The 24,218-nt window shown below is 47.9% G+C and carries 21 protein-coding genes and 1 other RNA gene (1 of these 22 cut by a window edge); 3 read left to right on the top strand and 19 right to left on the bottom strand.

Features of this window, described 5'->3' with window-relative positions; all coding sequences use genetic code 11:
* The 12 genes from recR to rpoE all read right to left on the bottom strand — a co-directional run.
* Window positions 1-498, bottom strand: partial view of a recombination mediator RecR gene (recR, locus tag MKY98_RS00740; protein WP_013308227.1) — the 5' portion only. It extends 102 nt beyond the left edge of the window; the window shows 498 of its 600 coding nt (coding positions 1-498); the start codon lies at window positions 496-498; its stop codon lies beyond the left edge, outside the window.
* Window positions 499-525: 27 nt separating this feature from the next.
* A complete protein-coding gene (locus tag MKY98_RS00735; protein WP_013308226.1) occupies window positions 526-837 on the bottom strand; it encodes a YbaB/EbfC family nucleoid-associated protein in 312 nt (103 codons plus the stop codon).
* Between the two features lie 43 nt (window positions 838-880).
* The gene (gene dnaX, locus MKY98_RS00730; protein ID WP_029514887.1) at window positions 881-2,632 is read right to left on the bottom strand and encodes a DNA polymerase III subunit gamma/tau; all 1,752 of its coding nucleotides are present in this window, start codon (window positions 2,630-2,632) and stop codon (window positions 881-883) included.
* 158 nt (window positions 2,633-2,790) lie between these two features.
* An RNA gene (gene ffs / locus MKY98_RS00725) (signal recognition particle sRNA large type) lies at window positions 2,791-3,057 on the bottom strand.
* 110 nt (window positions 3,058-3,167) lie between these two features.
* Window positions 3,168-3,365, bottom strand: coding sequence for a 50S ribosomal protein L31 (gene rpmE, locus MKY98_RS00720; RefSeq protein WP_013308223.1), 198 nt, complete (start codon window positions 3,363-3,365; stop codon window positions 3,168-3,170).
* A 157-nt stretch (window positions 3,366-3,522) separates the two neighbouring features.
* Window positions 3,523-4,794: a radical SAM protein gene (locus tag MKY98_RS00715; RefSeq protein WP_029514889.1), complete on the bottom strand. Its 1,272-nt coding sequence runs from the start codon at window positions 4,792-4,794 to the stop codon at window positions 3,523-3,525.
* 96 nt (window positions 4,795-4,890) lie between these two features.
* Window positions 4,891-6,228, bottom strand: coding sequence for a transcription termination factor Rho (gene rho, locus MKY98_RS00710; RefSeq protein WP_029514891.1), 1,338 nt, complete (start codon window positions 6,226-6,228; stop codon window positions 4,891-4,893).
* 259 nt (window positions 6,229-6,487) lie between these two features.
* Window positions 6,488-7,741 (bottom strand): UDP-N-acetylglucosamine 1-carboxyvinyltransferase, encoded by a 1,254-nt coding sequence (locus MKY98_RS00705; RefSeq protein WP_029514892.1) that lies wholly within the window; start codon window positions 7,739-7,741, stop codon window positions 6,488-6,490.
* A gap of 226 nt (window positions 7,742-7,967) precedes the next feature.
* A complete protein-coding gene (fba, locus tag MKY98_RS00700; RefSeq protein ID WP_013308219.1) occupies window positions 7,968-8,822 on the bottom strand; it encodes a class II fructose-1,6-bisphosphate aldolase in 855 nt (284 codons plus the stop codon).
* Window positions 8,823-9,070: 248 nt separating this feature from the next.
* Window positions 9,071-9,439, bottom strand: a complete 369-nt coding sequence (locus MKY98_RS00695; RefSeq protein WP_013308218.1) for a response regulator — start codon at window positions 9,437-9,439, stop codon at window positions 9,071-9,073.
* A gap of 213 nt (window positions 9,440-9,652) precedes the next feature.
* Window positions 9,653-11,254: a CTP synthase gene (locus tag MKY98_RS00690; protein WP_013368772.1), complete on the bottom strand. Its 1,602-nt coding sequence runs from the start codon at window positions 11,252-11,254 to the stop codon at window positions 9,653-9,655.
* Window positions 11,255-11,656: 402 nt separating this feature from the next.
* Window positions 11,657-12,202, bottom strand: coding sequence for a DNA-directed RNA polymerase subunit delta (rpoE, locus tag MKY98_RS00685; protein WP_029514893.1), 546 nt, complete (start codon window positions 12,200-12,202; stop codon window positions 11,657-11,659).
* A gap of 403 nt (window positions 12,203-12,605) precedes the next feature.
* On the opposite strand from rpoE, the gene MKY98_RS00680 reads away from it, so the two are divergent.
* A complete protein-coding gene (locus MKY98_RS00680) occupies window positions 12,606-13,766 on the top strand; it encodes a S8 family peptidase (RefSeq protein WP_029514895.1) in 1,161 nt (386 codons plus the stop codon).
* 14 nt (window positions 13,767-13,780) lie between these two features.
* On the opposite strand, the gene MKY98_RS00675 is transcribed toward MKY98_RS00680, so the two are convergent.
* The 4 genes from MKY98_RS00675 to MKY98_RS00660 are packed head-to-tail and all read right to left on the bottom strand — an operon-like array spanning window position 13,781 to window position 18,925.
* A complete protein-coding gene (locus MKY98_RS00675) occupies window positions 13,781-15,166 on the bottom strand; it encodes an MBL fold metallo-hydrolase (protein ID WP_069011494.1) in 1,386 nt (461 codons plus the stop codon).
* Window positions 15,163-16,833, bottom strand: coding sequence for an ABC transporter permease (locus MKY98_RS00670; protein ID WP_069011478.1), 1,671 nt, complete (start codon window positions 16,831-16,833; stop codon window positions 15,163-15,165). Before MKY98_RS00670 ends, MKY98_RS00675 begins: the two co-directional genes overlap by 4 nt.
* Window positions 16,834-16,837: 4 nt before the next feature.
* On the bottom strand, window positions 16,838-17,908 hold the full coding sequence (locus MKY98_RS00665) for an ABC transporter substrate-binding protein (RefSeq protein ID WP_069011479.1): 1,071 nt from the start codon (window positions 17,906-17,908) through the stop codon (window positions 16,838-16,840).
* Between the two features lie 18 nt (window positions 17,909-17,926).
* Window positions 17,927-18,925, bottom strand: coding sequence for an ABC transporter ATP-binding protein (locus MKY98_RS00660; protein WP_069011480.1), 999 nt, complete (start codon window positions 18,923-18,925; stop codon window positions 17,927-17,929).
* Window positions 18,926-19,127: 202 nt separating this feature from the next.
* Here MKY98_RS00660 and MKY98_RS00655 point away from each other — a divergent pair, with 202 nt between their 5' ends.
* Both MKY98_RS00655 and MKY98_RS00650 read left to right on the top strand, forming a co-directional pair.
* Window positions 19,128-20,021, top strand: coding sequence for a LysR family transcriptional regulator (locus tag MKY98_RS00655; protein WP_029514902.1), 894 nt, complete (start codon window positions 19,128-19,130; stop codon window positions 20,019-20,021).
* A gap of 126 nt (window positions 20,022-20,147) precedes the next feature.
* Window positions 20,148-21,008 carry a hypothetical protein gene (locus MKY98_RS00650; RefSeq protein WP_069011481.1) on the top strand — a complete coding sequence of 287 codons (861 nt, stop codon included), beginning with the start codon at window positions 20,148-20,150 and terminating at the stop codon, window positions 21,006-21,008.
* A 110-nt stretch (window positions 21,009-21,118) separates the two neighbouring features.
* Here the strand turns inward: MKY98_RS00650 and argS are convergent, their stop codons facing one another.
* The 3 genes from argS to MKY98_RS00635 all read right to left on the bottom strand — a co-directional run bounded on the left by argS (window position 21,119) and on the right by MKY98_RS00635 (window position 24,218).
* A complete protein-coding gene (gene argS, locus MKY98_RS00645; RefSeq protein WP_069011482.1) occupies window positions 21,119-22,798 on the bottom strand; it encodes an arginine--tRNA ligase in 1,680 nt (559 codons plus the stop codon).
* A gap of 2 nt (window positions 22,799-22,800) precedes the next feature.
* Window positions 22,801-23,235 carry a DUF1934 domain-containing protein gene (locus MKY98_RS00640; protein ID WP_080658551.1) on the bottom strand — a complete coding sequence of 145 codons (435 nt, stop codon included), beginning with the start codon at window positions 23,233-23,235 and terminating at the stop codon, window positions 22,801-22,803.
* A 92-nt stretch (window positions 23,236-23,327) separates the two neighbouring features.
* Complete coding sequence (locus MKY98_RS00635; protein WP_029514908.1) at window positions 23,328-24,218, bottom strand: LysR family transcriptional regulator; 891 nt, start codon at window positions 24,216-24,218, stop codon at window positions 23,328-23,330.

The raw sequence follows: 24,218 nt of genomic DNA, 5'->3' as shown, positions 1-24,218 counted from the left end.
CTTGATTTCAAAAGGACGCACTAACCGAGAAATGTACATGGCCGTGGCCTCTCCTTCAATGTTCGGGTTCGTAGCTAAAATCAGCTCCTTGACGCGTTCATCACTGAGTCTATTCAGCAATTCCTTGAGTTTGATATCCTCAGGACCAATTCCCTCCATAGGAGATATCGCCCCGTGAAGCACATGGTAAAAACCATTAAACTCTTTGGTACGCTCCATAGCCACCAAATCCTTGGAATCCTGAACAACACAAATGACGGAAGTATCCCTTGTCTTATCCTGACAGATCCGACATGGGTCTGTGTCCGTAATGTTGCCGCAGACTGAACAGAAGTGAAGGTTACGTTTCACATTGACCAGCGCTTTGGCAAAGTCAATCACATCATCTTCCTTCATTTTCAGTACGTGAAAAGCCAACCGGGCAGCCGTCTTTGGCCCTACTCCCGGCAGGCGCGTAAAAGCGTCAATTAGCTTTGCAATCGGCTCCGGATAATACAATAGCGTGTTTCTCCTTTATGCAGCAGACTAGAACAAGCCCGGAATTTTCATGCCGCCTGTAAATTTACCCATATCATCATTAGCCAGTTCATCTGCTTTGGACAAAGCATCATTGACTGCAGTCAGCACAAGATCTTGCAACATTTCTACATCATCAGGATCTACAGCTTCCGGTTTGATCGTGATGGACAACACTTTTTTATGTCCATTTACCTCCACCGTCACAACACCGCCGCCAGAAGTTCCTTCGATTACTTTTCCGCCAAGTTCCTCCTGGGCTTTCAGCATTTGTTCCTGCATTTTTTTCACTTGCTTCATCATTTGGTTCATATTGTTCATTTCAATCATCTCCTTTAATGAAGTATACATCTAGACACTTGCTTTAATCTTTAATAACTACCAAATCTTCCCCAAAAAGTTGAATAGCTTCATCAATCCAGGGCTCCTTGGACTTTCCCGGCGCATCATGCTCCGGCTCTAGTTGCAATTCTTCGGCAGGCTGGTCGGAAACTCCTTCAATCGCAGCATTCCAATCCTTTTGCATCATCGTTACTAAACGATAAGGATGACCCAACTGCTCATGCAATACCTTCTCGATGACCTGCTTATTGGCAGGCTTTTCGGTAGTTTCACGATGAATATTGTTCTTAAATGCGACCAGTACACTGTCCTCTAACACAGAAACTGGCTCACCGTCCATAAACCAGGCATGAACCGTAACTTTCGCCTCTTTTACCCCTTGCAAAATCTGACTCCACTTACGCCCCGCTGCCGCGAATGCTTCGCTCGACTTCTCAGCGATATAGCGATCCAACTGGGAAGGGAGTTTGGCTGGTGCTGAAATCCGCGGAGCAGGGGCACGCCCCCCGGAAGCCTGACGGCCACCCGACGATGCCTCCTGCCCCCCTCCCACGGCCAATCCACCTTGCAGCGCGCGTTCCAGTTTCTTTTCCAGTTCAGCAAGCTGGCGCTTCAACATTACGACATCTTCCTGGTCAGCTGCAGCGTCAGAGCGTTGTGCGGTCGGCTGAGCAACAGCACCTGCTTCCCCCGGAATACTACATAGCTTCAATAGAGCTACCTCAAACAAGGTTTGGGGCTGTACGGCATATTTCATCTCGCTCTGGTAACGATTAAGGGTGTCAATCATTGCAAAGAGTTGCTCCTTGGTAAAAGCATCTGCCACTTCCTTAAATCGCTCTGGATCCAGCACTCGCTCCGTCATTTTGGTCGCCTGAGGCACCATCTTGATCATTAGCAGATCTCGGAAATAGTACAGAAGATTCTCCATGCACTTATCTGCACTTTTACCTTCCTGCATAAAGCTCTCGATCATTTGGAGCACCGTGCCCACATCTTCTTTCAGCAATGCTAAGGCAAGCTTACCGAATTGCTCGGACGCAATACCTCCCGTCATGTCCAGCACCTGCTGATAAGTAACCCGACCATCTGTAAACGAGGATATCTGATCCAAAACGCTAACCGCATCTCGCATCCCGCCATCTGAAAGACGGGCAATGTACTGCAGTGCATCCGAATCAGCCTGTATGTTCTCCTGTTGACATATCAGGTCAAGCCGCTCTGTCTGTTCTTCCAGCGATACACGGCGGAAGTCAAACCGCTGGCAACGCGAAATAATGGTAGCCGGAATCCGATGTGGTTCAGTCGTAGCCAATATGAACATCACGTGTGGCGGCGGCTCTTCCAGCGTCTTGAGCAGCGCATTGAACGCTTCCGTCGTCAGCATGTGCACTTCATCAATGATATAAACCTTGTGCCGCACTTCTGTGGGCGCATATTTGACTTTATCGCGCAAATCACGAATCTCTTCAACGCCCCGGTTGGAGGCTGCATCAATCTCCTGTACATCCATGACCGCTCCGGCCGTGATCCGTTTACAGGCTTCGCATTCGTTGCAAGGTTCCGGCGCAGGTCCATGCTCACAGTTGATTGCCTTGGCCAAAATTTTGGCCGCACTCGTCTTACCTGTTCCTCGTGGACCGCTGAACAGGTAGGCATGGGACGTGCGATTTTCGCGGATGGCATTCTGCAATGTCTGGATAATATGCTGTTGTCCTACCATGTCCTTGAAAGCCTGCGGCCGCCAAGCACGGTACAACGCTATATGTTCCAATGCGCGTTACCCTCTTTCCCATTCACTTTCATGACCATTCATGGTCACTTCATTATACTATACTCCCGTCCGAATCTAAACCAGACACCTTCCAATTTATAAAACACAAAAAAACATCTTCGCAATGATTGCCAAGATGTTCTAATTACCAATATATACCGTGCACCTGTTATTGATCGTTGTGATCCGAGCGGCAATCCTGAACAGCAACTCGGGCTAGGCAACCCTCCGGCACAAGAGTGGGCCTGCTTATGGCTGCTTCCTTCCGGACCTGACCAGGTTCACAAGTACTCATTGCGGAGGACCCAGCCGTCAACATTGTGCGCAGGGACCAGCCTCACATCAACAACACCTCTAACAGGAATTCAACCTCGCTATAGCGGATTGCGAGTTACAGGGCACCGCTACCTCCCCATCTAGCACGGTGAAAATAAGTATATCTTAAGGCCGCATAAAAAGCAAATACACATTATTACAAAAAGAGCCCTCTGCAGTCGCAGAAGGCTCTAATAACTTTATAACTTGCGGTAATCCATTAGATACCGTATTTCTTTTTGAAACGATCCACGCGTCCACCAGCATCAATAAATTTCTGCTTGCCTGTGAAGAACGGGTGGCAGGCGGAGCAAATCTCCACACGCAGAGATCCTTTCACAGAACCAGTTTCAAACGAATTTCCGCAAGCACAAGTGACAGTAGTTACGTTAAATGTTGGTTGAATAGCTTGTTGCATTGAACTTTCACCTCTTTCCGCCCTGAACGTCCTATCAGTCCAGAGTTGTATGAACACATGTTCACATTATAGCACTTGAATATGAGCGTTTCAACAACTCTTTTCTGCATTCAGAAACAGCGCAAAACAGGTGTATTTCAATTGCTGTGTGACCGTTTTAGGCCTTGGCAAATTTAGGACGTGCCTGCCCTTGCGGCGGTACATGAGTGTATGAACCGATGACTACATCCGGCAGTTCCTCACGATAAATCTCAAGCATTTGCTTCATGCCAAGGATCTCACCTTGTGCAGGTGGAATCAATTCCAGATAGCTTTCAGGATCGATGTTCAAATTACGCATTTGAATCAGCCTGAGCTTAGTTCGTTTGGCAAATTCAATCATTGCCTCAATTTCTTCTTCTCGGTCAGTTACACCCGGAAAAATCAAATAATTAATCGACGTATATACACCCTGCTCAGAAGCATAACGAAGTGATTTTTCCACATTAGCCAACGTGTAACCGCGCGGCTTGTAATACGCATTGTAATGATCGTCCAGTGCACTAATGGTACTAACGCGCATCAGATCAAGACCCGCATCCACGATTCCCCGGATATGATCGCTCAATCCCGCATTCGTATTGATATTGATGTATCCCATATCCGTAATGGAACGCACCTCTTTGATCGAATCAATAATCAGTTTGGCTTGTGTGGAAGGCTCACCTTCGCAACCTTGACCAAAACTAATGATGGATTCCGGTGTCTTCAAATGTTCCAGCATAACTTCTACAATTTCTTCGACGCGAGGACGGAAGTTCATTCTTGTCTGCGGAGATACGAAGCCACTGTCATCTGGCTGTTCAGATATACACCCAAAGCAACCCGCATTACAAGAATAAGATACCGGAACTCCCCCCTCCCAGCGATTCAGGAATGTGTTCGAGGAAGTAAGGCATTCGTAGCCAAGCGCACAGTTAGACAAATGTTGGTACAGCCGATTTTCGGGATATTGCTCCGTCATCCGCTGAACACCCAATTTAACTTGATGGCGGTCACAGTTTTCCGGATTCCACTTGGACGGACTGTCACTCTGCTCAGCCGTTACATAAAATGCTCCGTCTTTCCAGACTACGGCCGAATAACCGAACAAGGGAAGCTTGTACTCCTTATCGGTCTTCACATATCCCGGCAGGCACAAGCGTGTAAAACCTTGCGGCAATAAAGCCCCTACTGCTTGCATATCTCCGGGAAGAGAAACCATTTCCCCTGTTTCAGGGTTCATACCGACCGGGCGAGTGCTGGGCAGGCTTACCAATGTAGCTCCTTCCGGTAACGGAATAAGCTCATCCTCCATGATTTCAACAATCATGTCTGCACTACGTGCAAGCCCATACAAAGAAGCATGATCATATACATTGCCTTTTTCGTCGGCATACACCAAATACATTTTGGAGCTCCTTTCGCTCCGTTAAGCCTACGCCATTAACAAAATGAATGATAACGACTGTGTACTTACGGAACAGATAAAATACATGAATGGGTTTTAGTTGGTTGAGGCCGGGACTGAGGCTGTGGTAGAACGCGTAGTTCTCCGTTGTTGCCCACCAGAACTGCTTTGCGAGCCACCGGAAGAAGGTGCCGCCAAATCAAACGAAGCCAGAAATTCAGCATTAGTCTTGCTATTACGCAGCTTTTTGAGGAAGCCTTCCACAAAATCATGGCTTTCCGTCATATTTTTACGAATGGCCCAGATCGTATCCAATTCTTCCTTGTTCAACAACACTTCCTCACGGCGTGTGCCGGAACGACGAATATCAATCGCAGGGAAGATACGACGTTCTGCCAGCTTGCGGTCCAAATGCAACTCCATGTTGCCTGTACCTTTAAACTCTTCATAAATGATATCGTCCATGCGTGATCCTGTATCAATCAGCGCTGTAGCAAGAATCGTCAAGCTACCGCCTTCCTCCACATTCCGAGCCGCACCAAAAAAGCGTTTTGGACGGTGAAATGCCGCCGGATCAATACCCCCACTCAAAGTACGACCAGAAGGAGGAATAACGAGATTGTACGCACGAGCCAAACGCGTGATGCTATCCAACAGGATGACAACATCCTTTTTATGTTCTACGAGACGTAGCGCACGCTCCAACACGAGTTCTGCCACTTTGATGTGATTTTCAGGAAGTTCGTCAAATGTAGAGGCCACAACTTCACCTTTAACAGAACGCTGCATGTCGGTCACTTCTTCAGGGCGTTCATCAATCAACAAGACAAAAAGCTCGATCTCGGGATTGTTGGTAGAAATGCTATTGGCAATTTCTTTGAGGAGAAGCGTCTTCCCAGCTTTGGGAGGTGCTACAATGAGTCCGCGCTGTCCAAGTCCGACAGGGGCCAGTACATCCATAATTCTCGTAGACAAATGGTTGGGGGAAGTTTCAAGGACTAATTTGGTTTGCGGATACAGTGGAGTCAGTGCAGGAAAGTGTAGCCGCTCAGCAGCTTGCTCAGGACTTCTTCCATTGACGGCGTTAACTTGAAGCAATCCAAAATATCGTTCATTCTCTTTTGGCGTTCGGCACTTACCGGAAACAAGATCGCCTGTTCTCAAGTCAAACTTGCGGATTTGTGAAGCAGAGATGTAAATATCTTCGGTACTCGGGAGATAATTGATCGGCCTCAGAAAGCCGTAACCTTCAGGAAGGATTTCCAGAACCCCTTGCATAAACATCAATCCGCTCTTCTCAGCTTGTGCACGCAGGATAGCGAAAATTAGTTCTTTCTTCTTGAGCGTTCCGTAGTACGGGATCTGGTATTGCTTGGCCAGCTTGTACAGGTCGGTCAGCTTCATTTCTTCCAGATCGGAAATTTGCAGATCCATATAATAACCACCTATTCAATTATTAAGTCCATTCATACATCTAAATGATAGACAATGATATCATAAACACCATTAACATAATTTTAACCAAAACAAATAAAGTTATGCAGCCATCTGCCTGGATTATACCGAATTATTCCGGTTTTCCGATAATTGATTGTTAGGTATGAACCACAATCTTTTATCAAGCAGCGGCTGCACAGGTGTTGCCCGTTCTATCGCTTTCGTTCCAGGAGTTCGAAAAAATTGCACGGCTTAATTATTCAGTCTGCCGCCATACATCCGCGCCCAAAAGACGCAGGTTAGAGACAAGGTGATCATAACCACGGTCAATGTACTCGACACCCGTCACCTCGGTTACGCCTTCGCTTACTGTAAGTCCAGCAATGACAAGGGCCGCTCCGGCGCGCAGATCTGCCGCTTTTACTTTAGCTGCATTCAATCGACCACCCTCTATAATGGCAGACCGACCCTCTACGCGAATTTTAGCCCCCATACGCACCAGCTCAGGGACGTGCTTAAAACGACTGCTGTACACAAAATCGCTCAATACACTGACACCCTGCGCTTGGGTAAGCAAGCTGGTCATGGGAGATTGTAAATCTGTGGCGAATCCGGGGTATATCAAGGCTTTAACGTCGACATGTTCATAAGAAGGTGCACCCAGTACGCGAATACTTTCATCATATTCCTCGATACCGATGCCCATTTCCTGCATTTTTGCAGTGAGAGCCTCCATATGTTTGGGGATTACGTTGTCAATCAATACATTTCCACGGGTTGCCGCAGCAGCAATCATGTATGTGCCCGCTTGTATACGGTCAGGTATAATGGAATGACGGCAGCCATGTAGCTCCGACACACCTTCAATTCGAATCGTCTCCGTACCGGCGCCTTTAATAATGGCCCCCATAGAGTTTAAAAGGGTTGCTACATCTATAATCTCAGGCTCTTTAGCCGCATTTTCGATAATTGTGGCGCCTTTGGCACGTGCTGCCGCCAGCATAATATTAATGGTAGCGCCTACGCTGCTAACATCCAAGTAAATCTTGGTTCCGCGCAGTTCTTTGGCGTGCAAATGAATAGCGCCGTGCTCGTTCGTAACCGTGGCACCCAGCGCTTCAAAACCTTTGATATGCTGATCAATGGGCCGGGGTTCGAAATTGCACCCTCCTGGCAAACCGATGATCGCTTCCTTGAATCTGCCCAGCATGGCTCCCATCATATAATAAGAGGCTCGTAATTTCTTAACAGGCCCATTCGGCATAGGAATGGATTTAATAGAGGATGGATCTATTTTCATCTGGCTACCTTCCCAGGCAACCGTTGCACCAAGTTCCTCCAGTATCTCGGAATACACCGCCACATCACTTAACAGTGGCAAATTGTCCAAAATGACTTCCGACTCTGCCAGAATGGCTGCGGGAATCAAGGCGATGGCACTGTTTTTGGCACCGCTGATGGAAACTGTACCCTGAAGCGGCCGTCCACCGGTGATCATCAATTTTTCCATAAGCTTGAGGGTCCCCCTACGTGTTTTGCAGTCGGTCAAACAATAATCTCAAATCAAAATTTTTAACTTTTTTAGTGGTGAAAATGGAAAGACACCGGCTAAGCGGTGTGCTTTCCATACCAAACTATTCAACTGTACAGATTTAAGTATTTTGTGCAGCAGAACTACAGCTACAACTAAGAAATACATCTAGCCTGTGCAGACGCACGACCAGTTTAACTTATTATTACGCTTTGTTGTTGGAACCGAACTCACGAATTTTACCGATAACGGTTTGTTTAATCGCTTCACGACCTGGAGCGATGAATGTACGTGGGTCATAAGCATCCGGTTTCTCAGCAAGCACTTCACGAACCACTTTCGCAAATACGATTTGGTTCTCAGTGTTTACATTGATTTTGGAAGTTCCCAAGGAGATTGCTTTTTTAATGTCATGTGTTGGGATGCCAGTACCACCGTGCAGAACGAGTGGAAGTTTGATTGCATTGCAGATCTCTTCCATTTCTTTGAATCCGAGGTTTGGCTCGCCTTTGTATGGTCCGTGTACGGAACCCAGTGCAGGTGCCAGTGTATCGATACCTGTTTCGTTAACGATACGCAGACAGTCGTCCAACTTAGCGTACATTACGTCGCCGACAACATCATCCTCTTGACCGCCAACCATTCCAACTTCAGCTTCAACAGAAACGCCTTTGGAATGAGCATATTCAACCACTTTTTTCGTTGTAGCAATGTTTGTGTCGATTGGGCTGTGGGAATCGTCAATCATAACGGATGTGAACCCAGCGTCGATAGCTTCTTTACATTTTTCAAAGCTGGAACCGTGGTCCAAATGGATCGCAACCGGAACGGTGATTTTCATGTCATGAATAAGACCTTCTACCATTTTAACTACAGTGTAGAATCCGCCCATGTGACGTGCTGCGCCTTCAGAAACACCCAAGATTACTGGGGATTTTTCTTCTTCAGCAGCGCCCAAAATAGCTTGAGTCCACTCCAGGTTATTAATGTTGTATTGACCTACTGCGTATTTTCCTTCGAGTGCTTTGTTCAACATGTCTTTCATAGATACCAATGGCATGGTTACAGTCCTCCTAAAGGTGTTTGGGTTTGTCTATATTTTTAGCCGACATCACATACGGGCTTATTATACCACAACCCATGTTAAATACTAAACAAGCTTTTGCATATCAACACATACAAAAATCACGCTCAGGACGCCGTTTTTCGATAGAATTGTATAAGGAGAGGATTTACTTTCAGTATTTCCCATAATCACAAACAAAAAACCCTGTTGTGTTAACAGAGTTCTCAACCACCGTGACTCACCTAGTCACCTCTGAGTTGTTTGTTCACAGCAATCCGCATTTCGTCAATATCAAAGGGCTTGGTAAAATGCATTAGCGCACCTAGCTCCGTCGCCTCTTTAATCATGTCCAGTTCTCCATATGCTGTCATCATAATAACCTTGATATCGGGATTCATGGTTTTTAGATGTTTCAGAATTTCGAGTCCGTCCATACCTGGAATTTTCATATCGAGCAGAACCAGATCAGGTGGTTCCTTCTCAACAATTTCAAGTGCAATTTTCCCGTTCGCCGCCTGAAAGGTCTCATAACCCTCACTTCCGAACACTTCCATCAGTAAAATCCGTATTCCATTCTGGTCATCGACGATTAATACTTTCTTCTTTTCCAATGTTTTAACCTCCTAAGATCTTAAAACGAGGATCATGCAGCTATTGCCATAACAGCGTCCGATGACGTACAATATCCGTCCCATACCTAAAACTATATTCGCTCCTGCAAAAAGAAAATCCTTCTCTAATACATAATTGTGGAATATTCTTTCATAATCAGGAAGCATGGGATAAAAAAAGACCTCCCGTAGGAGGTCTTTCAAGCCGTAGCATTAACCTTGAAGCTGCAATGCTGCCTTTACAAATTCACGGAACAAAGGCTGCGGACGATTCGGACGGGAAGTAAATTCCGGGTGGAATTGTACCGCCAGGAACCACGGATGCTCAGGGAGCTCCACGATTTCCACCAAGCGTCCATCCGGTGAAGTACCGGAAATGCGAAGACCCGCTTTTTCAATAACTTCACGATATTCGTTATTGAATTCGTACCGATGACGGTGTCTTTCGTACACCAGCTCGTCGTTGTAGCAAGCCGAAGCCAGGGAACCTTCCACCAGTTTGCATGGATACAAGCCAAGACGCATCGTACCGCCCAGATCTTCGATGTCTTTTTGGTCGGGAAGCAAGTCAATGACAGGATAATCCGTTGCCGGATTAATTTCCGAGCTGTTGGCTCCTTCGAGACCAGCCAGGGAACGTGCAACCTCAATGACAGATACCTGCATACCCAGACAAATACCGAAGAACGGAATTTTTTGCTCCCGCGCATAACGGATAGTACTAATTTTGCCTTCAATTCCGCGATCGCCGAAGCCACCTGGTACGAGAATGCCGCCAATGCCGCCCAGCATGTCAGCTACGTTCTCGTCCGTCACTTCTTCAGCGTTCACCCAACGGATTTTTACGTCTGCATTCGCATCAAATCCAGCGTGCGAAAGTGATTCAACCACACTTAAATAAGCATCATGTAATGCAACATATTTACCAACAATAGCAATTTCAACCGTTTTATCCAGCTTGCTGATTCGATCAACTAACCCTTCCCATTCGGTCATATCTGGTGCAGGTGTTGTCAGCTTGAGATGGTTAACTACGATTTCGTCCAAGCCTTCTTCACGTAGGTTCAACGGAACCTCGTAGAGGGTTGAAGCATCGCGGCATTCTACCACTGCATTCGCATCAATATCGCAGAACAATGCAATTTTAGCCTTCATATCGGAGGACAGTTCATGCTCTGTACGGCAAACAATGACATTCGGTTGGATGCCGATGCTGCGCAGTTCTTTTACACTGTGCTGGGTTGGCTTGGTTTTAACCTCACCAGCAGCTTTAATATAAGGAATGAGCGTTACGTGAATATACATCACATTTTCGCGCCCAACTTCGCTTTTGAGCTGACGAATAGCTTCCAAAAATGGCAAGCTCTCAATATCGCCCACAGTACCGCCGATTTCTGTAATAATTACGTCCGAACCCGCTTCACGGCCTGCACGGTACACGCGCTCCTTGATTTCGTTCGTAATATGAGGGATAACCTGCACCGTACCGCCCAAATATTCTCCGCGACGCTCTTTGCTGATTACGCTGGAATATACCTTGCCTGTTGTGACATTGCTGTTCTTGGACAGATTAATATCAATAAAGCGCTCATAGTGTCCCAAGTCAAGGTCCGTTTCCGCACCATCATCCGTTACAAACACTTCACCGTGCTGGTAAGGACTCATCGTACCCGGATCGACATTCAGGTAAGGGTCAAATTTTTGAATCGTTACCTTCAGTCCCCTGTTCTTCAAAAGCCTCCCCAGTGAAGCTGCCGTAATCCCTTTGCCCAAGGAAGACACAACCCCGCCTGTCACAAAAATATACTTTGTCACTGTTCAAAACCCTCCTAGATAAGATGCAAAATTCAGGCGACATTATGATGTTATCGTAACCCGTTTGCACGGATTATCATCCATGAAGAAGGCAGCGGAATCATTTTCCATGTCCGCCGCCCTTAGCCTTCTTTCATGAGTGAAAACACCCCTATAAAAAACAAAAAAGCACTCCCGTAGTACGGGGCACTTTTATAAAAAAAGCAAACATATAAGTGAATCAATCATAAGCCCAAGCAATAGTTTACCCCGTGTCCAATCCGCTGTCAAGGAAGTTATATGTGTTAATTTGTCCATTGAACCAGATTGGAGAGAATCCACCTGAAAGCTTTAAATCAGAAGAGGTTTTCAATAAAACGGTCATGAAAAAGGGGAGAACGCATCTCCCCTTGCAGCCTGTTCCTAACGAAGTGAATCGTCGTCTTCCGTCGACTCATCGTCATTTTCATCTTCTGAATCTTCCTCATCACTGAGGTCCTCGTCGTCTATAACCACGTCTTCATCACTATCATCATCATCTTCTCCGTCGAACAGCTCGTCTTCGCCGTCCTCGTCTTCGCTATCTGCATCGAAGTCGTCATCAGAGTTGTATGTTTCTTCTTCATGATAGTCATCTTCGTCGTCATCGTCTTCGTCGTTAATAATACGAGGACGCTTGGCGCCTGTCAGGGCATCTTCGGATTTATCTACCGGATACCAACGTTTCAAGCCCCACAGATTCGTACCGACACAGGCAAAACGCCCGTCAATGTTGATTTCAGTATATAGCTGAGCAATAACGTCATTAATTTCTTCGTCAGACAAGCCGCGCAATTTGGCGACTTCCTTCATCAGGTCACGGTAATAATATGGAGTATTGGCTGCTTTCAATACCATAAATGCCAAGTCCACCATTGGAGTCTCGTGGACTTTCTCCGGGTCAATCTTCAAGTTGAGTGGGGTACTCACCTAGGGACACTTCCTCTCACACGTAATTCACAAGAACATGTTTCAGAGCATACACGATACATGCAATACTAACATATCCATTATCAAAACTAAGTAAAACCTATTTGGAAGCAAATTGCAAGTTAAAGATGGGTATCGTCATAATTTCCAGGAATATCCCCCTAAACAAGACGGCACACGTAAAAAGACGGGGTCCCCCCCGTCTTCGACTGTACCCGCTTCGGGAGAACCCCCAAAGTTGTTGCACAAGAGCTTATGCCCTCCATGTATCGTATGTGTCCACATCCACTTTGACACGACAAGCAGGCCTATTTACTTAAAAAAGGGGCAGGTTTCCCATGCCGCAGCTGACGCTTGCTCATACTATACCTCAGCATGGCTCATCGGAGGGGGACCGTCTCAAATGGACTATCCGGATTTTTTGCAGCGTTTGCATGAGGGTATTTCGGAGCCGTCCGGCAGTGGACGGAACAAACAGATTATCACGTTCGATAAGCCTCACCAATACCGGGAATGCCTGTCCTATCTCAGGAAGCTGAAACCCGAGCTTGCGGGATTACGGCAAGTACAACCGGCCAGACTAATCCGTGCTTTAATCGCTCCGCTTTCAGGGGGAGACAGGCTGGGCAAATATCACAACGGTGTTACCGTTGAAGAAGATACCCGCATGAAGGTTCACGCTGAAACTGCTCATATACCAAAAGCAGAGAAGAACCTTTCCATGCCATGGGGAGTCAAACAGGTACGTGCATACAAGGCTTGGCCTTCCTCGACAGGGAATCGGGTCAGAATCGGTGTGATCGACACAGGAGCGGATTTTCAACATCCTGATCTTCGCCATTCTCTCGCCAGAGGTATTAATTTGCTTAACCGAACCATGCTACCCTATGACGATAATGGCCATGGTACTCATATTGCTGGAACTATCGCGGCGTCCAACTATGACGAAGGTATGGTGGGCGTAGCACCACGAGCTTTAATTCATCCCGTAAAAGCATTTGATCATAATGGAGCCGCCTACGTCTCCGATATCATTCTTGGTATCGACTGGTGTGTATTAAATCGTGTCGATATCATCAATATGAGCTTTGGTATGAAGTCGCGCAGCAAGGCATTACTTGATATGGTGAATAAGGCATATCATAACGGCATCGTCGTTGTAGCGTCCTCAGGAAACGAGGGCAAGCGCCGAAGTATTGACTACCCCGCCCGCTATTCCCAGACGATCTCAGTGGGGGCTACTGACAAATACAGACGCATTGCACCTTTCAGCAACCGAGGGCAATTTGTAGACGTGTACGCACCTGGCGAAAAGATCACATCCTCCTGGATCCATGGCAAGCATCACGAAATGAGTGGTACCTCTATGGCTACTTCCCATGTGACCGGAAGCATCGCACTTCTCCTTTCACTGAGGCCGGAACTGGGGCCTGGAGAAATCAAGGCGTTGCTTAAGCGTACCGCCACACCACTACGCCTGCGCAAAAGCGCTGGACGTAGCTCTATCTCGACCAAACTTGGCGAAGTCGATGCCTTCCGGTTGATGCAGGAGGGCACAAAGTGAATGATGATGTGATGCTAAACCTCTAGTGTATCGCCTGGCTCCAGAGAGTGAACTTTTCTGGAAGGACCTTCACATCCACTATTTTCTTCTCTTATCAACTCATCTCGTACCAGGTCAGTCTGCAGCTTCGGCGCATGAACGAGTACAACCTGTTTGCTAGGCAGCTCCTTCAGCATTTGCCGCACATCTGATAATCCCTGATGCACCTTATAAATCAAATGCCGAGCTACACAGCTGTTATTTTGATCCATACGTTCCAACAGATATTTGCCAAAAGAACCATGTGGAGCATGCCCGGTCAATATAACACTGTTGCTGATTCTTTCTCCGCTATCATTACCCTCCCCCATGTTGCGGTTATCCGATAGATACTGATAGTACCAGCGCGCCTGTGGGGAATCCATCATGCCGTCTCTTGTTATGATAATAGCCGTTGGGTTCTGTTCCAGCAGACTCACTCGTTCCGCAGCATCACGAGGCACGAAGACCCTGTCACTGTTTAGCACATGTTTTATTCGCGCTAGAGCTTCCGGACGCAGCCATTCTTTCCAGCGGTTTAACTGTTTCAATCCCTGCCATATGTCGTGCTCTACAATCATTGCCTGTTCAGGGAATTGCTCACTAGCCCATACAATCAAGTCCTGTCCTCTGCCAAAGGCAGGCACCGGCAACAACACATGGCCACCAGACCATAATATCCGCTCCATCTCGACCCTCAGCCGCTCCAGCTTAACAGGCTGCGGGTCTATATCCATGCCATACGCATTGTCCATAATGGATATGTCCGCTAGATTGGGCTCTGACTTCCATTCAGGCAGGTCATGCAGCCCCTCCCCAACACCCAAGTCTGGCGCATCGGCAGCAAGAAGCTCAGATTCGCGGCTGTAATCTCCAGAAAAAAACAACCGCTTCCCTTCCATTTCTACCACATACCATACTGCACCAGCCAAATGTCCACTGCGTCCCCACATGATTCTCATACTCGGACAAGCCTCAAGCCATTCTCCTGCTGGCGCCTCATCTTCTAGATAGCGATAAGCAATGGATTGGATGTTCTGTTCGTCGTATGGTAGTTCTGCTCCTCTTGATTCAACATAAGTATGCCAGGAGCGAAAATAGGAGCCTAACTGCTCAGCAGTGGCCTTGGTCGTCCAGACCTCCCCCTGGTATCCATACTTGTACAGTAGGGGGAGTGCCATGGAATGATCCTCATGTGCATGAGACAGCAATACAGCGGTCAGTCTCTCCGCCACCTGCGGTGGGAAAACCGGATATTGTCCGGTTCCTTCCTTTTTCACGCCACAATCCAGCATGACGCGATGCTGTTTTCCTTCAAAAACATAGCAGGAACGGCCATGTTCGCCCGCCCCTCCCCAAATCCTAAGCTTAGTCATGATTATTTCCACTTTCTTCGCGAGTTTAAGCTTTCCATTAAGATCAGTAGCAACGTGGTCATTCCGACCGATATGACAGCCATCGCCATCCCAAGCGACACCTGTCCCTGTTCAAATTGTGCAAATATGTAGGTTGCTGACGTCTGAACGGATGGTGGCAAAATCAGTAATGATCCTACCAATTCGCGTGAAGCAATGGTAAATGTCATCATCCAACCAGCGAGCATTCCCGGTACAATCAGCGGCAGTACAATCCGGCGGAATATATAAGACGGTCGCCCGCCAAATACCTGCCCCGCCTGAAAAAGGCCAGCGTCCACCTGTGTAAAGGCGCTTTTGACATACTGCACAGTATAAGGAACAAACAAGATAACATACGTCAGAATGACCATGCCGTATGTGTTATACAATGGAATCGGCATCCATGGTGAGTTCCACCACAAAATCAGGCCCACCACCATAACAATTCCCGGCACCGTATTCGGAAGCAAACTAAATGCATCAACCGTCCGTTGGATTCTTGTGCGTGAGCCGCCAATGACAAGTGCAAACCAAGTGCCCAGCACCACAGCAAGCGTCGATGCGCCCAAAGAGAGAAATACGCTGTTCAGGAGCGCCTCCATACTCTCTGATCCCCAAGACAGCAGTTCCTTGTAAGAGTCGAGCGTCAAATTATCCCAGGCAAGTCCCATTCCCCTCAGCTTCATCGTCGAGGCTGAAAGAATTGAAAAATAAGGAATGCCAATGGACGCAATGAGCAACAATAGAATGAATGCAACACTCAGCCCCGTAGTCCAACCGGATATACGAAGACGGGACGGACGCGAACCTTTACCACCTACCAGCCTATACGTAAACTTCCGGTTGATCACCGACTGCGCATACCACATGAGCAGGCAGGCGGTTAACAGCACCGAGGCCATCGACGTCGCTTTGCTAAAATCTATGGGCCAGCTAGAAATGTATTTGTGGATTTCTGAAGTCATGACCTCATACCCGATACGTCGCCCAAAGGTAGCGGGGGTGCCAAACTCGGCAATCGTTTTAACGAAAATGAGCAGCGCGCCCATTCCGTAAGCCGAAAGCAGCAGCGGTAAAATGATTCGACGGAATCTGTACAGAAAGCCGCCGCCCATTACGGCACCCGCCTCCTCCAGACTCCCGCCAATCCTCACCAGCGCCCCGCGCAGCAGCAGGTACAGGAATGGAAATAGATGTAGGCTCATGATCATCACCATGCCACCAAGGCTAAAGAAGGATGGCGTTAAGAAATACAGGTCCGGGAACAACTGCTCCAGATATCCGTTTTTTTGCATAAACAGAATCCAGCCCATGGACCCGATATAGGGCGGGGTCATAAACGGAATTAGCAGCACGACATCCAACCAGCGCCAGTGCGCAAGACGAGTGTTGGACATGATCCAGGCTAGCGGAAGTGCAAGTACCGTTGTTCCTGCAATCACACAGATACCTAGCCAAATCGAGCTGAATAGCACTCCCGCAAATGGTGAAGCAGCTAACGTTCGAAAAGGTGCATCCCACTGAAATTCTTCATCAACATACACACTTTGGATAAAGATTTGCAGCAACGGCATCACAATCAAGAAAAGAAGCGCGATCAGAGCCAGCGTCAGACACCACGCTCTGATGTGTTTAACGGATAAGCCTCCCATCGGCTTATTTGAACATTTGCGTGAACTTCTCTGTCACGTCTGATCCATGTTCGCCCATCCATTCCCAATTGGTCTTCAGCAATGGGATCTCGTCCAGATTGGCACGCTTGTCAGCTTTGATATCCGTGCGGCCCGGGAGTAAGGAGGCATCCGCTACTAGTTTCTGTGCGTCGTCCGACAACAGATAGTCAATAAATGCCTTGGCATTCTGCTCATGCTGCGTTGACCTGAGAATTGCAGCAGGACGTGGGCTGATGACGGTTCCCTCTGTTGGATAGACGATGTCAATCGGCTCGCCTTTGGCTTTAGCCTTGTAGGTCATGTAATCGACTGCAGCAACGACTATACCTTTAGCTCCGGTAATCACGGGGTCCAGCGCTTCCTGATTGGCACCAGCCATAGCAACACCGTTAGCCTTGTACTGCTCGAACAACGTCCAGCCTCCATCGCCCTTGGCGCTCAGATAGCCTGTCATAAAATCCAACGCTGAGCCGGACAGGGATGGATCGGGAATATTAACCTGATCCTTGTACTCAGGCTTCGCTAAATCGGCCCATGAAGTTGGTGGTGTTTTCACCAGCTTTGTGTTATACGCAATGCCCAGAGCAGAAGCACTGGTACTGAAGTAGTTGCCCTCCTTATCGGACCAGTCTGGATTTAGCTTGTCCGCGTTTTTGGCATCCGGGTAAGGCAGTGTTAGTCCTTCCTTTTTCAAGCCTTGTACAGACGGAAGCGATGCCAGCACAACCACGTCCGCTACCGGATTTGTCTTCTCGGCTTCCATACGGGCCAAAATTTTTCCTGTCGTTCCCTGGAACAACTCTACCTTCACTCCGCTCTGCGCCTCATATCCTGCTATCAGCTTTTTCGCCAGTCCATCCGGGCCTGCGCTGTAGACCACCAACTTCTGATCGGTGGATGCCGCCTCCGCTTGTCCTGCTGATCCATTAGCTGGCGCCCCATCCTTGGTTGGCGTTGCTGTTCCGCAACCCGCCACAGCGAGTCCAAAAGTCAAGGTTAATGCGAGCATCGTCCCTTTTTTCCATCCTGTACGAAAAACATGCCTATTCATCATCTTATATACCCCTTTTCCCTATGCTTCAAGTTGGTGGATGTGTTGCGGTGATACCCAAATGTTCATTTGTTGACCTATGGGCAAGCGGATGGAATGATATGCAGTCCATTGCTCGCCGCTCTCGGCTAGTATACGAATTTCATAACGATCGCCGACATAGCTGACATGCAGGATCTCTACTGTAAAAGCGTGCTGATCCGCTTGCTCCTGTTCCCAACGGACATGTTCAGGACGAAATAGTGTCCGTTCCAACTCCAGCCAGTTGGATTTGCCGATAAACCTCGCCACCTCTGGATGAGCTGGGCAACCGTAGATCACCTCTGGTGTTCCGGTCTGCAAAATATGTCCACTTTTCATAACAACCACTTCATCAGACATGGACATGGCCTCGATCTGATCATGGGTGACATATAGGGCGGTCAGCCCCAGATCGCGCACAAGCGACAGCATCTCAATGCGCATCTCCTCCCGTAGCACCGCATCCAGCGCACTGAGAGGCTCGTCGAACAAAACCAGTCGAGGCCGGATAGCAACCGCTCTTGCGAAGGCAACCCGCTGCTGCTGACCACCGGACAGCTGATGAGGATACCGTTCCTCCATCCCTGACAATCTGACCATGTCGAGCGCCTCCAGCACCACTGTCCGCAGTTTCTTGTCTCGGGCGCTGGCAAACCCTTTCCCGCGCCTGCCCGCACGCAGGCCGAAGGCCACATTTTCAAACACCGTCATATGCGGCCACAACGCGAAATCCTGAAAGACCATACCAAAGTGGCGGAGATGCGCGGGAATATCCTTTTTTCGTTCTGCCGAAAAAAGAATTTCCTCTCCCATCGTGATTGTGCCGGTATCCGGTGTCTCCAGACCAGCAATCAAGCGCAAGAGCGTTGTTTTCCCACATCCGGACGGTCCGAGCAGTGTTGTGAATTTACCCCGTCGTACGACCAGATTCGTCTCATGCAGCGCTGTTATTTGGCTGAAGGTTTTACTTAATCCGTGAATATATAGATCCTGATTCATCGCATTACCTGCCTGTTCTTCTGACTGACCCCAGTGTAAAACTTGAATTCGCAAGCTGTGTTATTGGAAAGTTAAAACAAAATTAATTATTTCAATGAATTGTGTTAACACTCATAGATTTAATCTATATAGAGGGGATTGATGCTGCTACCCATACAAATAGGCATGATTGTTCGATTAACCTGAAAGCGAGGCATTCTAAGTGAATTTAAGTCTTCTAAAGTTACATATTGTAGAACTGCTGAATAAGCACCATAAAATTACCACGGTCGCCGAGCTTCTTGGCCTAAAGCAACCCACTGTTACTTTTCATATGAAAAATCTGGAGCGTGAATTCGGCGTAAAGCTGTTTGACACACGCATGGGCAAAATCATCCTGACGGATGCTGGAAATGCGCTACTGCACTATGCCAGCAAAATTAATGCACTGGCTGCCGAAGCTGAGCGAGTCGTCCGCGAGTTCGATACGCTCCAGCGGGGAAGCATACGTATTGGCGCAAGCTATGTACCCGCTACCTACTTGCTTCCTGCTGTGTTGCACCGCTTTGCCCGTGAGCATCCGGGCATTCACATCGCCTTGTCTGTGAAAACTGCGCCCGTGATCAAGGACATGCTCGCTCGTCACGAAATTGATCTTGGCATCATTTCGGCAGAGCCGTTTCAATCCCCAACGCTACTCTCAGAATCCTTGGGCGAAGATGAACTGATGCTCATCTGCTCACCCACTCATCCGCTCGCCAACGAAACCGATTTGACACCCGAGCTTATCGCTTCTTCCTCCTTCGTATTACATGGCAAGGATTCCAGCACACGCCACGTGACCGACAAATGGCTGGAGCGTGGGAGTCGGCGACTTCCCTCCTATCTGGAGTTGGATTCACTGGAAGCCATCAAACAGGCGGTTATGCTGGGAGAACACATCTCCTTTGTCTCTCGCATTGCCGTTCAGTCAGAGGTTGAGCGGGGCTTACTGGTTGTAAGACCTATTCCGGGGCAGTCTGTTGAGCGGTATATTTATATGGTCAGCAACAAAGACCGCCATCGCTCGGCACTCATTCACAGATTCACCGAATATTTATCATGGAACCAAGATTAAATCTTACCTGTCATATAGAAATTATGTCTTTTTTTTACCGGAGTACCCTCTTGCTTTGACATACGACTGACAATACACCCATAAAGTGTAGCGTGTAACCTATTCGGACGAACAGGAGAGGATGAAATGAAAACAGGCCTTCGTATCACCCAATTGATGTCGGTAGTAACTCTGAGTGCAGTACTGCTCGTAACAGGATGGAAAGGAGCAGAACCGGTACAAGCTGCCGCCAATGCCACACCAAGCTATGAGGTGAAGCTACTACTGGATACGGCTCAGGTGCTCAATGCGGATGGCTCATTAAAAAGTGGCATCGTGAACGAGTTTCAAATTAGCGACGATGCACAACGATTGAGCGTCGAGTATTTTGATACAAATTCATTGCAATTAAATGACGAGGGCTGGAACGTGAGGTTTCGCAAAAAAGAGGACAAAAAAAATTATGAATTAACCTACAAAAAGCGCTATACGGTCACAAATGGAAATATCGACGCGGCGCTCACCCAAGCGAATAAAGAAGGGTTCAGCGCATCTGATGATAATTATGAGGCTGAGGTGGATTGGGGATACAGCAAGCAAACACTAAGTTTTTCCAATGATAAAAAAACAAACGCCTCCAAAGGATTGGCTCTGCCTTCCCCAGATCAAGCATTAAAGCAACTACAGGATAATCTTCCGGGCAAGCTGCAAAACTGGAAATCCAGCAACTGGGGCAAGAAAACTCTGGCAGACTCCAGAGTACGCGGTCCGGTACAGGTCAGCAAATATGAAGGTAGCTTTCAGGGACTGGATACCGACGTTGAAATATGGCCTATTCGCAGCGCAAACGGATCAGGTACAGAAAATATTATCGAAATCTCCTTCAAAACCTCGGATTACAGTGTTGCCGCCAGCAACCGCACCAAGCTGATGAACCTGTTGCAATCCAAAGGATGGCTGGTTCCCGCCGATTCCCTGAAAACGAATTTGGTACTGGAACGCTACTAAGCTAATCCAACATAAAAAGGAACCGAGGCGCCAACCTGTTGAGAGTGGCGCCTCGGTTCCTTTTATTATTATTTATATGACTACAAGGTCATGATGTTAAAGTTGCTTGCTTACATACGTTCCGGTGCAGACACGCCCACCAGCTTCAGTACGTTGGCAATGGTCGTGCGCACCGCACCAAACAACGCCAAGCGTGCCTGCGTTTGAGCGGCATCCTCTGTAATGACGCGCTCTGCCTTATAGTAGCTGTGGAACAATGAAGCCAGCTCGTAGACATAGCGAATCATACGGTGTGGTGCAAAGTTTGCAGCCGCCACCGATACTTCCTCCGGCAGCTCGCCGATTTTGCGGAGCAAATCGTATTCATGCTCAGCCGTCAGCTTGGACAAGTCAACTTCCGCCAACGGCAGCACAGCAATCCCCTGCTCTTCAGCTTGACGATATACGCTGCATGCACGTGCGTGCGCATATTGTACGTAGAATACTGGATTCTCATTGGAAGTGGAAATCGCCAAATCCATGTCAAAATCCAGGTGCGAATCCATGCTGCGCATAGTGAAGAAGTAACGGATCGCGTCTACACCCACTTCTTCCATCAGATCTTCCATCGTCACGGCCTTGCCAGTACGTTTGGACATTTTTACTTTTTCCCCATTTTGGAACAAGCTGACCATTTGGGCAATCAACACTTTAAGCTTATCCGGGTCATTACCCAGTGCTTCCATTGCTGCCTTCATCCGTGGAATATAGCCATGGTGATCCGCTCCCCAAATGTTGATGATCGTGTCATACCCACGAGCATATTTATCGCGATGGTAAGCGATATCCGGGGTCAGGTACGTATATGTACCGTCATTTTTGATCAAGACACGGTCTTTATCGTCGCCGTACTTGGTCGTATTCAGCCATGTAGCTCCGTCCTTCTCGTAAATCTCTTCACGGTCACGCAGCTCATTCAGCGCTTTAAGCACTTCACCATTTTCATACAGCGACGTTTCGCTGAACCAGGAGTCAAAAGGTACACGGAACAGCTCCAGATCACGCTTAATCTTGTTTAGTTCCTTTTCCAGACCGTAGTCACGGAAATAAGCAGCACGATCTCCCGGTTCCATGGACAACAGAGAATCGCCCTTTTCGGCCACCAGTTCCTTGGCAAACCCGATGATATCCTCACCATGGTAACCATCCTCCGGCATCTCCGCAGGCTGTCCCAGCTCCTGCAAATAACGCGCTTCAATAGAGCGGCTCATGTTGTAAATCTGGTTGCCCGCATCATTAATGTAGTATTCACGAGTTACTTTGTATCCGGCAAAATCAAGCACGTTGCAAAGAGCATCCCCTACGGCTGCACCACGTGCATGACCTAAGTGAAGGCTACCTGTCGGATTGGCGCTGACAAACTCGATTTGTACCTTTTTGCCTGCACCTTCCTGTATACGCCCGTAATCTGCCCCCTGCTCCTGCACTTGTCCAATGACTGCGTACAGGTAGCTCTTGTTCAGGCGGAAGTTAATAAAACCCGGTCCAGCGATTTCCGCACTTTCAATAGAAGCGGAAGCTAAATCCATATTCGCGATTAAGTCTTCAGCGATTTGCCGTGGGTTCTTCTTCGCAATGCGGGTGAGCTGCATCGCAACGTTGGTAGCCAAATCACCGTGTGACTTGTCCTTGGGCACCTCCAGCGTAATGGTCGGCAGCTCTTCGCGGCTCACGATTCCGGCAGCCAGCACCGCCGCCTCGATTGCTAAAGTCACCTTTTGATTAATAAGTTCCAGTGGATTGCTTGTCATGATTATTGCTCCTCCTGTATATGCAAACTGATGGCAAAATGCCCCGAGAAATCCTCAAATACGTACAGATCATAGGTCCAGCTCACATGTCCGCTGAATCCATCCATCCGAATATCAAGCTTCTGCGTATGCGCAGACATGTTCAGGTTTAAATAAGGCGAGCGGTAAAATCCAGGCAACCTGCGTCCCAGCGCAAACGACTGCTCTGATTGTACCTCACCGTGACGAATCAGCTTTAGCTCATCCGGTCCGATCTTGACTGTGTTCCGTGTCGTACCGCCCTCAGGACTTTCTTGCGGCTCATCGTACCTTATATATAGATGCTTCCCACGCACAATCGCTTCTCCGGGAAGTTCCTGTACCACATCTTCTCCGTCATGATGACTATGAAGACGGATTCGGACCTTTGCATTATGTGGCATGTATTCAAACTCCATTCTATTGCTATCCTACTGTACTACTATATCCAGTTCCCGATTGCAATTCAAATGAGTTTTTACAAAAAGATGCTTTCATCCAAAAAATTTAGCTACCTTAAGTCAGCTCCATCAGATGCTTGGCTAAAACTTTCAATGAATCGAGAGGCTAGAGAAGACATGTATTTATCCTTCATCCAGACAGCCGCCACACGTGTATGCAATTCTTCACACATAATTTCCTTAACGATTAACTGGTTATTGCTTCCGAGTGACAACGCAGACCGCGAAATCATACCGATCCCCAACCCTTCATTAGCCCAATGAAGCGTGGTGCGAGCATCATCGTTTTTGCAAAAGAAATTTGGCTCAAAGCCATGCTTTATACAGGTATCGTGGATCAATTGTTCAAAGCGGCGATAAACGATGAGCGGCCTGTTTTTCAAGTCAGACAACGGGATGGTCTTCTGTTCGGGGTTCCAGTCATGTTCTTCTGTCATCACTGCGATCATCGGTTCGGAGGACGCATATCTGCACCCTAAATCAGTGGTATTAAAAGGGGTTCTGACGATACCGACCTCGACAATTCCTTTGTTCAAAAGATCGAGAATCCTAAAGGTATTTCCCTCATGAATTTCAAATTTTACACCCGCATAGGTTTTATGAAATTCGGAAAGCCTGTCTTTCATTAGGGCTGCGCCGGAAGAGGAGACCGTTCCAATGGTAAGCGTACCCTTCATCCCCAAGGCAAAATCGTTAATTTCTCTCGTTGTGGCATCTGTCAGCTCCAGAATCTGCTTGGCCCTATTCTGTAAAATGATGCCGGCCTCCGTCAACTGGATGCTTCGCGAGCCTCGATGCACGAGCTTTACACCAAGCTCTTCCTCCAGTTGCATGAGCTGCTGACTTAAGGGAGGCTGTGCGATTTGCAGCTTTTTGGCTGCCGCTGTAATCTGTCCGGCCTCTGCGATCGCCAAAAAATACTTGAGATGTCTCAATTCCAT

The sequence above is a fragment of the Paenibacillus sp. FSL M8-0228 genome, from assembly GCF_038007385.1.
Classification (GTDB): domain Bacteria; phylum Bacillota; class Bacilli; order Paenibacillales; family Paenibacillaceae; genus Paenibacillus; species Paenibacillus polymyxa_D.
Note: the sequence above shows the minus strand (reverse complement) of the source record. Positions and strands in the feature narration are given on the sequence as shown.